We start from the raw sequence: 15733 nt of genomic DNA, 5'->3' as shown, positions 1-15733 counted from the left end.
AATTGCGCCCCTTGCTGTGACGGCAGGCACGCATGTGCCCCGCGCCAGCAAGTCCATAAGTGTCATTCACTCCTTGTCTGACCGTTTTTGAGCGGCAGGCTACAACCCGTAAGGAGCATTCATGCGTCATTACGAAATCATCTTTTTGGTCCACCCGGATCAAAGCGAGCAAGTCGGCGGCATGGTAGAGCGTTACACCAAGCTGATCGAAGAAGACGGCGGCAAAATCCACCGTCTGGAAGATTGGGGCCGTCGTCAACTGGCCTACGCAATCAACAATGTTCACAAGGCTCACTACGTGATGCTGAACGTTGAGTGCACTGGCAAGGCTCTGGCCGAGCTGGAAGACAACTTCCGCTACAACGATGCAGTGATCCGTAACCTGGTCATCCGTCGCGAAGAAGCCGTTACCGGCCAATCCGAGATGCTCAAGGCTGAAGAAAACCGCAGTGAGCGCCGTGAGCGTCGCGACCGTCCTGAGCACGAAGGCGCTGATAGCGCTGATAGTGATGACAGCGACAACAGCGATAACGCTGACGAGTAATCCACGGACCTTTTAAGGAGCCTATCAAATGGCACGTTTCTTCCGTCGTCGTAAATTCTGCCGCTTCACTGCTGAAGAAGTGAAAGAGATCGATTACAAAGATCTCAACACTCTGAAAGCCTACGTATCCGAGACCGGCAAAATCGTTCCAAGCCGCATCACCGGTACCAAAGCTCGTTATCAGCGTCAGCTGGCCACCGCTATCAAGCGCGCCCGCTTCCTGGCCCTGCTGGCCTACACCGACAGCCACGGCCGCTGAGACCGGGCAGTCGACAAGTAGCAAAGGATTGAATGCATGCGTGCCATAGCTGAGTTCATTATGCGAGGCCGTATGCAGGCCACTCTCGTAGTGGCCGGATGTGCAACATTGCCGTTGTTGTATTGGTTGGGTGCTGCCGCCGGGAGCCTTGTGCTTCTGCGGCGCGGATTGAAAGACGCTCTTGGCGTTCTTTCACTGGGGCTGCTGCCAGCGTTGATCTGGTGGTTGTATGCCGATGACCCACGGGCACTTCTGGTGCTTTTGGGGTCTTCGGGGCTTGCGTTGGTTTTGCGCGCAAGTGAGTCTTGGGTTCGTACGCTGCTGGTCAGCGTAGCCGTTGGAGTGGTGTTTTCAGTGGTGCTCGGGGCGGCGTTTGCGGCCCAGATCGAGATGCTCGCGCAGGCCCTTGTAAAGGTCATGCCAGCGCTTCTCGGTGAGACCTACAAGCAATTGTCGGTTGATGAGCAAGCGCGTTTCGCGTCCCTGATTGCGCCAGTCCTGACCGGACTGATTGCGGCTTTGTTGCAGATCGTCAGCGTGCTGAGCCTGATTGTCGGGCGTCATTGGCAGGCGTTGTTGTACAACCCGGGTGGTTTTGGTCGCGAGTTTCGCGCCATCCGGATCCCGCTGGGGCCGGCGATGTTACTGCTGGCGTTGATGCTTCTGGGCCCGAATCTCGGTGCACAGATGGCCATGTTGACGCCGTTGTGCAGTGTACCGCTTGTGTTCGCCGGACTTGCCTTGATTCATGGGCTGGTCGGGCAGAAGCGACTGGCCGGTTTCTGGCTGGTGGGGTTGTACGTCACGCTGTTGCTGTTCATGCAGCTGATCTATCCGTTGCTAGTGGTCTTGGCCATTGTCGACAGCCTGATTGATTTTCGCGGTCGTCACGTGTCGAAAGACACCGACAGCGCGAACGGTGAAGGTTAAAAGTTAGAGGATTTTCACATGCAACTGATCCTTCTGGAAAAAGTCACCAACCTGGGCAACCTGGGTGACAAAGTAAACGTTAAGGCCGGTTACGGCCGTAACTACCTGCTGCCTTACGGCAAGGCTACCGCAGCGACCCCAGCGAACATCGCTGCGTTCGAAGAGCGTCGTGCCGAGCTGGAAAAAGCTGCTGCAGACCGTAAAGCATCGGCTGAAAGCCGTGCTGCCCAACTGGCCGAGCTGGAAGTGACCATCACTGCCACCGCTGGCGACGAAGGCAAGCTGTTCGGTTCGATCGGTACTCACGACATCGCTGACGCACTGACCGCTTCCGGCGTTGAAGTGCAGAAGAGCGAAGTTCGTCTGCCGAACGGCACCATCCGCAACGTAGGCGAATTCGACGTAGCCGTGCACCTGCACGCCGAAGTTGAAGCCACCGTACGCGTTGTAGTGGTAGCAGCTTAAGCAATACCTGATCGGCTGGCGGCTTGTACGTCAGACGGTTAACATCGGGCACGATCCTGTTTACAGGTCGTGCCCTTTGTCTTTCTGCATTCCCTGTTTTTACTAAACAACTCAAGTGGCCATGAACGATATCTCCGCTCCCGAGCAATACGATCTGCAAACCGCTGCCCTGAAGGTGCCGCCGCATTCCATCGAAGCCGAACAGGCTGTTCTCGGTGGTCTGATGCTGGACAACAACGCCTGGGAACGCGTGCTCGATCAAGTCTCCGACGGCGATTTCTATCGACATGACCACCGCCTGATATTCCGTGCGATCGCCAAACTGGCCGATCAGAACTCCCCGATTGACGTCGTGACCCTTGCCGAACAACTGGACAAGGAAGGTCAGACGTCTCAGGTTGGCGGTCTCGGTTACCTGGGCGAACTGGCGAAAAACACGCCGTCCGTCGCCAACATCAAGGCCTATGCGCAGATCGTTCGTCAGCGCGCGACGTTGCGCCAACTGATCGGCATCAGCACCGAGATCGCCGACAGTGCCTTCAACCCCGAAGGCCGCACTGCCGAGGAAATTCTCGACGAAGCCGAGCGCCAGATTTTCGCAATTGCCGAGGCCCGGCCTAAAACCGGCGGCCCGGTGGGTGTGAACGAGTTGCTGACCAAGGCCATCGACCGAATCGACACGCTGTTCAACACCGACAACGCCATTACCGGCCTGTCGACCGGTTACACCGACCTCGATGAGAAGACCAGCGGCCTGCAGCCGGCTGACTTGATCATCGTTGCTGGCCGTCCGTCGATGGGTAAAACCACCTTCGCGATGAACCTGGTGGAAAACGCCGTACTGCGCAGCGACAAGGCCGTTCTGGTGTACTCCCTCGAGATGCCAGGCGAATCGCTGATCATGCGTATGCTCTCGTCCCTCGGCCGGATCGATCAGACCAAGGTGCGTTCCGGTCAGTTGGAAGATGATGACTGGCCGCGCCTGACTTCGGCCGTCAACCTGCTCAATGATCGCAAGCTGTTCATCGATGACACCGCCGGCATCAGCCCGTCAGAGATGCGTGCCCGCACCCGGCGGCTGGCGCGTGAACACGGTGACATCGGCCTGATCATGATCGACTACCTGCAACTCATGCAGATTCCAGGTTCCGGTGGCGACAACCGGACCAACGAGATTTCCGAAATCTCGCGTTCCTTGAAAGCCCTGGCCAAGGAATTCAATTGCCCGGTGGTCGCACTGTCCCAGCTCAACCGCTCCCTGGAGCAACGGCCGAACAAACGCCCGATCAACTCCGACCTCCGGGAATCCGGAGCGATCGAGCAGGATGCTGACGTCATCATGTTCGTTTACCGGGACGAGGTGTATCACCCGGAGACCGAGCACAAAGGCATCGCCGAAATCATCATCGGCAAACAGCGTAACGGCCCGATCGGCTTTATCCGGCTGGCGTTTATCGGTAAATACACGCGCTTCGAAAACCTCGCACCAGGCAGCTACAACTTCGACGACGACGAATAAAGGCTGGCCGCAATCGCGCTTGGCCAGCCTCGTGGCGCAATGGCGTCAGACCGTTGTGCCTGCCGCCTCCTCAACGGTGCTGCCGGTTGGATACCCGGCCAACTCCTGGCGGGTCAGGGTTTCGATCAGCGCGCTTTCCGCAACGATCCATGATGCTTGCAGTGAATTGGACTGCGTCTGGTAATCATCCGGCGCCAGTTCGTTGGCCGCGTGCAAATCGTCGAGCGCTGCCTGGCGATCCTGAAACGGTTGCCGCTGCGTTTCAAAATCCACCTGGTACTTGTTGGTGATGAATTTCTGCCAGAACTCCCTGGCCACCAGCGCCTGGAACTCTTGCACGGAGTTGTCCAGCGCCAGCACGCTCTGGTGAGCCGCGTTCACCTGCTCATCTGAAACATTGACCAGGCGACCGAAGCCCATGCGCTCAGGTTGCCCGGGCAGTAGCAGGCGGTCGCGCAGGGCGTGGCGATAGAACAATCTGATTTCCACCTCTTCCGGTATCTGCGGCGCGGGCAACCGGCGCGCCTCTTCAGGCGTCCTGGACTCGGCGATTGCGGCCTCGCGTTGGGCAATATCGGCCGCCGCGAGGGTGTCGACCTCGTGTAGCCGGAACAGGGCTCTGGACAGTTGGAACAGCGCCGGCCCCTGTTCCCTGTCGCCCGCCTGGGCGAGCGCGTGATGCATCATGACTCTGGTTTCGAGGTTGGCGAAGGTGAATGCAGCGCGATCACAGCAGGTGGCTTCTCCCGCCCGATCGAACACTTCCCGGCGCAAGTTTTCGGATCGCTCGCTGTTTTCGCTGATGCTGTCGATCAGTTTCCACACCCGCTGCTGCAGGTCGGCGCGGCCGGCACTCTCTGGCAACAACAGGCGTTCAAGGGTATCGAACAGGCCGCCCGAGCCTTGCTGAGCTTCCAGGGCCTGCCATTGAATCCTTCTGGCCTGCACGGCATCGGCGGCCATCCCCTTGGTCCAGCGTGCCATTGGATCGGCAGCGGTCGTATGGATGGCCGCAGGAACATGACCTCGTGCCGTGTCGACCAGATTATTCGGGCCCGAAAGCGGTGTCTCGGCCTGAAGCAATCGTTCGTTGTACTGATTGATGCGCGCTAGCGTGGCATCGGACAGGAGATTGTTGCGTACGTTGGTGACATTGTTGATGCGCACGGTATGCGGGAGGCGCTCGTCCGTTGGCGCGATGACGGCGTCAGGGATGTCGACGATGCGGTTGTTGCTCAGGTTGAACGTGTCCAGTAGTGGCTGATCGACAATGCCGGCGGGGAATGTATCGATGCCGGTATTGGCCAGGTCGAGATGGCGCATGTCGGTGATGCGGCTGAAGTCCGGGCAGATGCCCAGCCGCGGATTGTCCTGCAGATTCAGCGCTCTTAGTGTCGTGCGCTCGGACAGTACGCGGGCAGTCTCGGCGGTCAGGGACAGTTGATTGTTATCCAGCGACAATCGCGTCAGCCCGTGCATCTCTCCAATGGCCGGCGGCAGTTCGCGCAGTTGATTGCGCGACAGATACAGCCAGCGCACATGGCGAAAGCGCGTCAGAAAACCTTCCGGGGAAGCCCTTAGATCCATATTGTTCAGTTTGAGCGAGCCGACGTGGCTGAAGTCGACGTCGATGTCCGGCAGGCTGGGCAGCCTCAGGCCGCTCAGGTCCAGTTCGAGCCCGATGGGCGTGCGGTCGAAGGCGAGTTTTTGCAGCGTCTCCTGGCGCCAGCAACTGATAATCCGCTCGCTGGCCTTCAGACGGTCGCGCCGCGAGTTGGCGTTGGCTGCCAACTGATTGGCCGGAATGTATCCCATGAGGTTGCCTGCTCCGGAATAAACCCAATCGTCGAGCTGACGTTTCAGGCCGCTGAAGTCCTGTTCAAGGCCAGTGAGCCGGGCGGACGCGGCATCTTCTTCCAGACTCCACAGGTATTCCCTGCACTGTTTGATGTTTTTGCGCGGATACAATCGGCGATACCGTTGTGCCTGGGAATTTTCACTGTCAAAAATGACGTCATCGGGGCCAGAGGTCAGCAGTTCGGGGTCCACTTCGTTCACCCGCCGCCAGTAGTCGTCGAACCTGCGCCAGTAGTTGGACGGGAAGTCGTTGCCATCGAGCGCGGTGACGCTGTTGATCCGGGCAATGGTCAGCAATTGCTCGGGCGCGGGGTCGAGGAACTGCGCTGGCACCTCGTTCAGGCTGTTATTACGCAGGTCCAGCCGTTTCAGCGCTGTTTTGTCGTGCAGTCCGCTGGGCCAGCGATTGAGCCCTGTGTCGGACAACAGGAGATATTCCAGCTGCGTCATGGCGCTGAAGTCGGGGATCACGTCCAGCGGATTGGCGGACAGGTCGAGGGTCGTCAACCGGCTCAGACCACTGATTCGCGCAGCCGCTTGTTCATCAAGAACGAGGGTGTTCGAACTCAGATCCAGTTGGGTCAGTTTGCTCATTTCACCCACGCTGTCGGGCAGGGACTTGAGGCCGCAATGGGTGATGGATAACGATTCCAGGCTGGTGAAGCTGCGCAGGAACATGTCGCCGGCATCCGACCAGTCAACGGTTCGCAGCACCAGCGTCCTGACGTGGCTGAAGTCCGCCTGCAATGCCGGGAGTGGCCCGAGGGCCTTGGGCAGTGTCAGCGTGTCTGCGGATTTGTCGAGCCAGCATTGCCTGAGCGTTTCAACGACCTCTTGCCTCCAGAGCTTGAATCGCGGATGGGCCGTGGACGCGTTTTCAACGTATTCCTTCAGCTGCACGTCGATGCGCTCCAACGCTTCCACCCGCCCGGCCAGCCCGTTACGCGTTGCTTCATCCAGCCCCATCAGGTAAACCCTGGCCGTCTGGGCATCCTTGTCGGGGTGCAATCGACGTATCAGGCCCACCTCGGGGATGTCAGCGTCGAGCCGGAACGCGGCCGGGTGAGCGCGGCTGACCAGTTCGGGATGATCGGTGCCGACCCGCTCCCAGAAGCCCTCAAGGGATTTCCAGCAGTCCGCTGCAAAACGGTTGCCTTCCAGCCGCGTCACGCCGTTGATCCGGGCGCTGGCCGGCAGTTGATCCGCTGGCGGATTGAGCACTGCTTCAGGCACTTCACTCAGTTGGTTGTGCCGTAAGTCGACCAGCGTGAGGCCTGATTGCCGGTGCAAACCTGTCGGCCATTGTTCGATGCCGGTGTTGCTCAGGTTCAAGGTCTGCAATTGATCCATCGCAGCAAAATCCGGCGTTCGCCCCAGGGGGTTGCCCGACAGGTCGATATGCCGCAGTCGCTGGAGCCTGGCCAGGCGCGCGGCGGATCGTTGATCGAGGCGGATCTGATTGCCGCCAAGATCCAGCGTGATCAGGTTGCGCATGGCGGTGTTGGCCACAGGCAGCTTGTCCAGCGTGGAACGGTTCACGACGAGTCGAGACAGGTCGCTGAACCGGTTGAGAAAGGCGTCGGCGGCGTCCGACCAGGTGAGGGAGTCCAGCTCAAGGGTGCGCACATTCGCCAGGTCGACCGTGAGCCGTGGCAGCGTCGGATGTTCGTCTGCAAAGACAATTTTCAGCGCGGTGGTTTCCTGTCTCCAGCAACGCTTTATGTCATTGACTACAGAGGCCATCCATTCTGTGCCGGAACCCTGGGTCGATGTTGCGGTGTTGTCACGTGACCACGCGGCCAACTCGTTTTTCAGCGTCCGGTAATCGGCTTCCTGACGAGTCAGCAGCGCTGTGGCCTCAGTGCCAAACGATCGGACCAAGGCAGTCACTTGCGCCTCGGTCAAGGCTGGATACAGTTTGCGCACGCGCGCCGCCGGACTTTTCAGGCGATTGAGCGCCGAGCTGAAATGATCCTTCCAGCTGGAGGGCTGAGAACTTTGCCCTCGCTGCATGCCACCCGCGCCGGGGACGTTGACGCCCACCCAACCGTCCACCGCGTCGAACACGATGGCTTGCGACCTGCCTGGGCGCGTGGCGACATAGCGGTTGTCGGTAGCGCCGGCCACCGGGTCTTCGGCACGGACAATCCGCATCACCGGTGTGAGTGCCGTCGATGCGTCGAGGTCGTGCAGGGTTTGGTAGACGTGATTGTCGATTACTACGTAGAGCTTGCCGTCCAGGCGCAAAAGTCCGTCGTCACCGGGGGTGATACCGGTGAAATCCAGCGCTGTGCGAAATCCCTGCAGGCGCGCTGCGCTCAAGGCGAAAGTGATGGGCACAACCTCCAGTGGCTGCCACAGGTGGCTGGTCGGATCGCGCACCAGCACCGGCCCGGAAGGGTGCAGCTCGCTCGGCAGGCGGGCGCGAAGCTGGCCTGTGGCAGCAATCGGCGCCACTTCGACAATGCCTCCCTCGGCGACATCCACGTACTGCCGACCTTTGTGGATTCTGACCCCGTGTTCGTTGGCAGGCGCCAAGGTGATGTCCGCGCTGATCCAGTAATGCGCCAGTGGCATTGACTCAGTGGTTGGCCGGGCAGCAGCGGTTTCCGTGGGTTTGATGGTCAACACCGGTGCAGGCGTGATCGCGTCCAGGCCGGCCTCATCGAGGGGCATGCCGTGGCGCAAGGTAACGGTTGGCGATAGCGCGTCGTCAGGCCCTGCATTGGTGCGCGTCGACGCATCGCGCCGTTGCGCTGCCGCGAGGTCAGGTTCGTCAGGCCGTGCGTGGATATCGACAGTGATTTTGCCTCTGACAGGCTGTTTGGGTGACATGCGTTCATCCTTGAAGGTTTGTCATTTCATGGGTGACCCGGTCGGGTCGGTTATCGCGCTGGTCTGTCAGCGCGGGCTGGCGGGCGTCGCGGCCGCGAGGTCGAAGATCTTGCGTGCGGTCTTGCCATCAAACGTCTCGCGCCAGATGCCCAGGTGCGGGCGTCCGGCCCCGGCATCCCGGCGCTGGGATTCAAGGCCCAGCCGGCTTTGCTCAAGCGTCTTGAGATGGCCGCCCTTGACCCGGAAGTTCAGCGCCGGGCTGTGCTCGTTGTCATAGTGAAAGTGCGCCTCCCACAAGGGCGCCTGGCCGGTACGATCCTGGAGGCTGTAGACGTCCAGAAAAGACTTCTTGCTGCCCTTGCCCAATGGTTTGCGAACCACGGTTCGTGTCGCCGTCAGCTCGGCGTTATCCAGCAGGAAATTCAGGCGCATGATGTCCAGCACCTGCCTGTTCTTGTACATCCGGACCTGCACGGTATGTCCGCCGCGAATCAGTGCCGCGCCAGCCGCCCGCAAACGTCTGGACAGGCTGGTCATGACCGGATCCTCGGCAGCACCGTGGCTGTTTTCCAGCGCAGTGGCCTGATCGCTGCAATGATCGGCGTGCTCGCCGAGGTATCGGATGATTTCGCCGGGGTACTCATTCCTGGCTTCTTTCGCCTTTGCTTCGGCCAGGTGTACCTCAACGTCATCCAGCAACCGGTTGGCTTCAAGGATCAATTCCGGCCTTGAGGCGGGGGCGACTGCAGGCCGCACAGGCTGCCATTCGCCTTGTCTTTTTTCGTATCGCTGAGGCGGTGCATCCGGGCTGAACAGGTCAGGAACATTGATCGTAACGTTGCCGTCGGGCGCCGTTTCGGTCTCGCCGATCAACACCTTGTAGGTGCCGTGATGACGGGTGCGGAACATTTTGCGTGGCAGCGGCGGCGCGGCGGTTTCGCTCGTCGCTGGCTGGCGCGGAACGAAGTCGAAGTCGATGTCCTGATCCAGACCTGGCAGCTCCGTATCACCGCCCCACGATTCATATTGCTGGTTCAAGCGGCTTTCGATGCGCTGCTCGAACGGCTCGATCAGCGCCAGGATTTCCCTGATGTAGCCGGCCTTTTCCGGGCTGCTGGAGGTCGCCAGCGATGCGATGTGCAACTTGTCTTCCTTGAGGCAATCAAGCGCGTAGATCAGGGCAAAGGGATGCTCTGCCTCGGGAATGCTATCGATATCGGCGGTCAGCAGCTTGATCGCATGCAGTGACTGAGTCCCGACCTCCGGCGGGTGTTCAGGGTTGTCCGACAGCAGGCGCAGATAGAGGGTCAGCCTGTTACCGTTGACCTGATCGTGGCCGGGTACTGTCTTGTTGAGTTCGATGATTTCATCGGCGGAATCGCGTGAGTCCTTGAGGATTTGATCGATCACGGTCTGACGCTCATCAAGCAACTTGAGCTTTTTGTTCAGGTGGGTGAGGGACCGCCTGAAACTGTCGAACGTAAGCGCCGCGATCGTGGGCCGTACCCGCAAGTCCATCACCACCATGAGCCGGTTGAGGCTTTGCACCCTTTCTTTGCGGAAGGTATGCAGTTCCTGTCTGTACAGCCCACTGGTCTTCAGGTGAATCAGCCATTCCCTGTTATCGACGCAGGACTGTACGAAGTCAGCCTCTAATTTGATGTGTTTGAGCAAGTGCACTTCCAGGCCGATCAAGGCCCTGGTTTTTTCATCGCTGGCATCCGGCAATTCACGCGCCTTGCTCCAGAGCTGCTCGTAGGTTGCGTGTGATTGACTCATCACCTGAAAAGCCTCACTGATTGGACGGTACCGCTCCATCAGCATGTCTTTGGTGAGCCTGGCCTGCGCACTGCGACGCATGCCGCCCTGCAGACCCACCGCGACGCCAACCCAGGTGTCAGCGGACTCTCGAGCCACGGCCAGGCTCACGCCACCGCGGCTGGCGTGATAGATGTTCGTGCTATCGGCGGCCACCGGATCGGCTGCCTTGACGATGCGCATGACAGGCTGCCCGGGCGTGGAAGCTTCGAGATCCTGCAGCGCCTGATACGCCTCTTTGGCGATGATCACGTAGCGTTTGCCGTCGTGATGCCACAGACCGTCACTGCCGGGCTCGACCCCGCTGAAATCCAGTTCGGTGCGAAAAGGCTGCAGGCGTGCCTCGGTCAGAGGGAATGTCGCGGTATCGGCGTCAGTCAGCGGATGCCAGACCCGGGTGTGAGGGTCGCGCCGCAGCAGCGGGCCGGACGCGATCCGCTCGCTGGACCGGGTGGCTCGGTACAGGCCAGTGTCCACATCCACTGCAACCTGCGTCACGCCTCCGCCATGCAGGTCGGCGTAATGGCGCCCCTTGTGCAGGCGCAAATCGTTTGCGTCGAGCGGCACATGGGTGGGTGTCGCGTTGATCCGGTACTGCTCCAGCGTCAGGGTCGTCTGCATATGGGGCGGTATTGAGGCCGTGGTAGTGCCAATTTTTCCCACCGTCAGTGCTGGCACATGATGAATCGCATCGACGTCCACGGTGTCAGGCGTCACGCCTGGCCTTGCCGGTCGTGGCGCATGAGTATTCGACGAGTTACCGTCCTGACGATGCGCGGTGCTGCCATCTGCGGTGTGCCGAGGCGGCGTGTGGACATCGACCGAGACGGTGACGCGGGATGGGGTTTTGGTTCCCATTGTGTTCATCCTTGAGTGGTGGCTCCATCAGCCCTGCGGGTACAAGGGCTGATGGGGGAAGGTGTGCTGGCGGGGACGGGCGAGTCATCACTGCGCAACATCGAAAATCTTCTGCGCGGTCCTGCTGTCGATTGCTTCACGCCAGATCGGGACGTGCACCCGCCCGGCCTGTTGATCCCGGCGTTGGGAGGCCAGACCCGAACCGCTCTGTTCGAGGGTTTTCAGGTGGCCGCCCTGAACGGTGAAATCACCGGCGGCGCTGTCTGCCTTTGCGTAATGAAAATGTGCATGCCAGAGCGGTTCGCCAGTGCGCCTGTCATTGAGCGAATAGATATCCAGATAGTGTTTGTTGCTGCCCTTGCCTCGTTCGAGCCGGGTGTGGGTCTTCATGGCGACAATCTGGTTCTGGCCGAGCAGGTAAGCCACTCGGCTGGCACTCAGGAACGACTTGTCCTTGTAGAGCCGCACGCGGATGTCTTCACCTTCCTGGCGCAGTCGCTGGCTGTTCTGACGCAACTGGCTGATGAGCACAGCGATCTCATCGTCGGCCGCATTCGGCTGTCGTTCCAGCTGTAACGCGACGTCATCGAGCTGCTCGGCTTTTGCGCCGAGAAACTCCACGATGTTGCTGGCATTGCGCCTGGCTTTTTCATCCTGTCTGGCGCTCCTAAGGTGGGCTTCGCATTGCCCCATTCGCTCATTGGCCAGCGCCATCAGCGTGGGCAACGCCATGTCCGGAGGCGGTGCCTGTCGGCGCCATTCGCCATCGCGGCGCTCGTACGTCTGCCAGACCTGCTCGACACTGCCGGGGTCTGTGACATCAATCACTTCTTCGCCTGAAGCGGTGCGTCGGGGAAGGCCGACACTGATTTTGTAAACGTCGTGGTGGCGGGCCCGAAACAGGCGCCGGCGTGCAGGTGCCGGCCCGGCGTATTCCTGATTGGGCACGAAGTCAAAGTCGATGACCTCGTCCTGCGCCGGCATCGCCAGAGTGGTCAGCTGTTCGCGGTGATAGCGACTTGCCCGCGTTTCCAGGGTTTCCTCAAATGATTGCATGACCTCGATGATTTGCCGGCGGACACCGGCCTCGGCAGAATCCGGCGCGAACGCGAGGTTTTCGTATGAGGCCTTGATCGCGGCGGTCTGGTCCAGCAGGCCGGTGATGATCGCCAGGCGCGCCGGTTGCGGAACGCTGTCGATGTCATGGAACGCCGAAGCCGTCTCAATGTACGAGCGGGCCCATTGCGCCAACGCTGATTGGCTATCGCCGGGGTCGCTGCTGAGCAGTCGGCTGCGGGCCTCGACCCAACCGGAGGTAATCACCTGCAAGTCCATAGAATGCGTCGTGGGCAGGGCGGTTTCGAGCGCCGAAGAGCGTGACTGTCTGAGAATGTCGTCGACCAGTTGCTGACGGATCTGCAGGATCTCGCGTTTTTTCCACAGGTGCTCGGCAATGGCCTCGTACATTGCGCGCGTGCCGCGCAAATCACCCAGCTCGATGAGCTTGCGCCGGTCGCTGGCGCCAATCAGACGGTCACAATTGTCGACGCTCAGCACGCGCAATTCGTGCAGTTCGTTCCTGAAAATGCCTTCCGGTTTGACCCGGCTGATCCAGTACTGCTCGTTTACATACCGGCCGATGTAGGCCTTGAGCAGATCCAGCTCTTGACGAAGACGCACCTCCAGCATTGCCAGTGCGCCTCTTTCACCTTGGCTGCCCTGCTCCTGAGCGCGCCAGTTATCGGTTGCCTCTGAGCGTTTTTCACCGGCTGCCTGCACAAGCAATCCTTCGGTTTCGAGGGCGAGTGTCTTGTCGACAAGTTGCTGGTGCATGGCTTGGCCTCGGTGCACGCGCTGCATCCCGCCTGCGCCATGGATGCTGGTGCCGACCCACCCACGCCGGGCATCCAACACGATCGGCTCCGAGCGGCCAGGCCGCGTGCTGAAGTAGACATTGTTTTCATCATGGGCCACGGCGTTCCCGGCGCGCACGATACGCATCACCTGGGTGTCGGGTGTTGAGGCATCGGTGTCATGCAGAACCTGATAAGCGCGAGTACGAATGACGGCGTAGAGTTTGCCGGCAAAGTGGTAGAGGCCGTCGCTGCCGGGTTCGATACCGGTGAAGTCCAGGTCACAGCGAAAAGCTTCGAGGCGGGTATCGGACAGGTCATGGGGCGCCTGAGGTCGATCTTCCTGCCAGTATCGGCCATCGGCATCGGCCACCAGTCGCGGCCCCGACGGTACGCGCTCGCTTGATCGCGTGGCCCGATAACCACCCGTTTCCGGGTCCGCCGCAACCTGCACGAAGCGGCCGTTCGCCAGGGTCACGTACTGGCGCCCTTCGATCGTGCGCACCCCCTGAACATCGGGCTCCGGTAAGCCCGGGGGCAGCGCGATCCAGAAGTCCTCCAGCGTCGGCGCCGCCGTTTGCGCCGCAAGGTAAGTGTGCGCAGGCAAGGCACTGACCTGCACGGCCGGTGCCGGGGTGATTGCGTCGATGTCGCCGCCCGCGCGCGTGGGCGCTGCCGTACCGTGATGTGCATGAAAGGTGCCGCCAGCGGGATCAATCCGCGCCAGGGCATCAGCCCCCGAGGTACTTGTTTTCGCGGGTTTTACTGCGGTGGGCCCGGACGGGGCCTTGGGTGTTTTGCCGATCATGAATACTCATCCTTGAGCAATCGTCGAGCAGCCCTGTCAGGCAGGGCTGCTGCAAGTCCAGTGAAGGTTTGTGTCCGCGAAGGTGCCTCGCGTCCTACGGTTGCTGAGGGGGCAGTGGCGCGGCGATTTCGCTCAGCAGAGTCTGCGGGCGCGCATCGGTGAAGCCGGCGATGCGCAGGCGTACCAGATACAGCCTCAATTTTTCGAGGGTGGCAGCGGAAAGCGGATTGTCCCGAACATAAATCTTGTTGCTCAACATTCCCGACCGCACCAGCTGGTCTTGAGAGGGCGAGATAATCGAGTCGGCAATTTCGGTAAGCCGGTTGGACCGCAGATCGAGAATCTCAAGAAACGCTGCCTCGTTCACACCCTCCGGCCATTGCGTCAGCCCTGTGCGCGCCAGTCCGAGCTTTCGCAGAAAAAGCAGGCGAATGAGGTTTAGCCTTTCCTTGATCAGGTTGTCGTTCAGCACCACCACCTCCAGTGTCAAGGGCAGCGGTGAGCTGTACTTGTCGATGGTAATCCGGTTTTTCTCAAGGTTCAGGTGGGTCAGACCGTGCATTTCACGCAGGTCGTAGGGCAGGTCGATCAGTTCATTTCTCGACAGGTCGAGGCTGGTGATGTGTTTGAAAGGCTTGAGGTGCGTGGCAAGAATCAATTTGTTGTTGCTCAGATCCAGGGCGGTCACATGACGGAAGTCGATGCCGTCCAGAGAGGGCAGGTTGGTCAGGCCCAGACCGCTCAGATCAAGTTTTTCGCCCGGCAGCGGGCCGGCGGCGGCCAGATGCAGAATCACCTTCTTTTTCCAGCAATCGATAACTCGTTGACGGGCGACAGCCTGGTCGCCGTGGTGCCAGAACGATAACTGGTGCTGCAAGGTGCTCAGTTCCCGCTCGTACTGCGCCAGGCGCGTCGGTGTATCCACGCCCATGTTCTGCAGCATTGCGTTGATCTGGTTCTCGTCCAGGAAGGGGAATAGCGCGCGCACGCGGCGCTGCGGTGACAGCAGCGCGCGCAACCTTTCGCTGTAGGAGTCCGGGATGAACCACGGTCTGGGTGTCTCGGCGCGGTACAGGCCACCGACACCCGGCACATCCGCTTCGATCCAGCCGTGCCGAGGGTCGAAAACCACCGGCTCCGAGCGGCCCGGTCGAGTGCCCACGTAGACATTGTCGGCATCGCCAGCGACGGGGTCTTGGGCGCGAACGATGCGCCAGACCGGTGTGGTCGGTGTAGACACTTCAAGGTCACGCACGACTTGATAGCCGTGGCTGCGGATCAGGGCGTAAAGCCTGCCGTCAAAACGGTGCAGGCCATCGGCGTCGGGCGCGATGCCGGTGAAATCGATCTCGCTGCGAAAGGCCTCCAGACGACTGTCGCTCAGGTGGCGCGGTGATGCTTCGTGGCGAGGGACTTCGCGCCAGAACTGGCCGTCGGCGTCGGGTTGCAGGGGTGGCCCGGACGGCGTGCGCTCGCTTGAGTGCCTGGCCCGGTAGAACCCGGTTTCAGGATCCATCGCGATCTGCACGATGTGTTTATCGGGCAGTGTGACGTAGGTGCGCCCCTTGATGATGCGCGCACCCTGGGCAGGGGAGTCGTCCCAACCCGGCGGCGTCACCCGGTAATCTTCCAGGCCACGCGATAGCGGGGGCAGCGTCGCGTTCAGCGGCGATTGCATGGCGCTCACCTGTACGGTGGGCGCGGGCCTGATGGCGTCAGGGTCGACGCCATCAGGGCGCGTGATCGCAGGTCGATGGGGCAGGACCGCAGGATGAACCGCAGGGACGTCGATGCGCGGATGACCATCAGGTCCCGGCGCGCCGGTTTTCGGTAACGTTGTCGTGGTGGCGCCGCTGGCGCCCTTGCTGGTCTTGCCGATCATGAGTACTCATCCTTGAGTCGTTGTCATGTTCGCCCCGCAATAATGCAAGGCTTGAATATCGTGATTGCATGGCCGGTGCGCTTGCCCCGGCAGGGGAGTGGGCGT

9 protein-coding genes are annotated in these 15733 nt (G+C 60.6%); 5 read left to right on the top strand and 4 right to left on the bottom strand.

Annotated features, from left to right (window positions below):
• Positions 1–121: 121 nt before the first annotated feature.
• From rpsF to dnaB, 5 genes are all read left to right on the top strand, one after another.
• Complete coding sequence (rpsF, locus tag JJD74_RS14995; protein ID WP_003236224.1) at positions 122–544, top strand: 30S ribosomal protein S6; 423 nt, start codon at positions 122–124, stop codon at positions 542–544.
• A 28-nt stretch (positions 545–572) separates the two neighbouring features.
• Positions 573–803: a 30S ribosomal protein S18 gene (gene rpsR / locus JJD74_RS14990; RefSeq protein WP_003171373.1), complete on the top strand. Its 231-nt coding sequence runs from the start codon at positions 573–575 to the stop codon at positions 801–803.
• A 36-nt stretch (positions 804–839) separates the two neighbouring features.
• A complete protein-coding gene (locus JJD74_RS14985) occupies positions 840–1733 on the top strand; it encodes a hypothetical protein (protein ID WP_042557397.1) in 894 nt (297 codons plus the stop codon).
• A gap of 18 nt (positions 1734–1751) precedes the next feature.
• Complete coding sequence (gene rplI, locus JJD74_RS14980) at positions 1752–2198, top strand: 50S ribosomal protein L9 (RefSeq protein WP_042557398.1); 447 nt, start codon at positions 1752–1754, stop codon at positions 2196–2198.
• A gap of 121 nt (positions 2199–2319) precedes the next feature.
• The gene (gene dnaB / locus JJD74_RS14975) at positions 2320–3717 is read left to right on the top strand and encodes a replicative DNA helicase (protein ID WP_042557399.1); all 1398 of its coding nucleotides are present in this window, start codon (positions 2320–2322) and stop codon (positions 3715–3717) included.
• 45 nt (positions 3718–3762) lie between these two features.
• On the opposite strand, the gene JJD74_RS14970 is transcribed toward dnaB, so the two are convergent.
• From JJD74_RS14970 to JJD74_RS14955, 4 genes are all read right to left on the bottom strand, one after another.
• On the bottom strand, positions 3763–8409 hold the full coding sequence (locus tag JJD74_RS14970; protein WP_234451757.1) for an NEL-type E3 ubiquitin ligase domain-containing protein: 4647 nt from the start codon (positions 8407–8409) through the stop codon (positions 3763–3765).
• A gap of 66 nt (positions 8410–8475) precedes the next feature.
• The gene (locus JJD74_RS14965; RefSeq protein WP_234451756.1) at positions 8476–11085 is read right to left on the bottom strand and encodes a hypothetical protein; all 2610 of its coding nucleotides are present in this window, start codon (positions 11083–11085) and stop codon (positions 8476–8478) included.
• An 87-nt stretch (positions 11086–11172) separates the two neighbouring features.
• A complete protein-coding gene (locus tag JJD74_RS14960) occupies positions 11173–13746 on the bottom strand; it encodes a hypothetical protein (protein WP_200615082.1) in 2574 nt (857 codons plus the stop codon).
• Between the two features lie 94 nt (positions 13747–13840).
• On the bottom strand, positions 13841–15628 hold the full coding sequence (locus JJD74_RS14955) for a leucine-rich repeat domain-containing protein (RefSeq protein WP_200615079.1): 1788 nt from the start codon (positions 15626–15628) through the stop codon (positions 13841–13843).
• Positions 15629–15733 lie beyond the last annotated feature (105 nt).

This window comes from Pseudomonas sp. MF6776, assembly GCF_016613125.1.
In the GTDB taxonomy this organism is placed as follows: domain Bacteria; phylum Pseudomonadota; class Gammaproteobacteria; order Pseudomonadales; family Pseudomonadaceae; genus Aquipseudomonas; species Aquipseudomonas iridis.
Note: the sequence above shows the minus strand (reverse complement) of the source record. Positions and strands in the feature narration are given on the sequence as shown.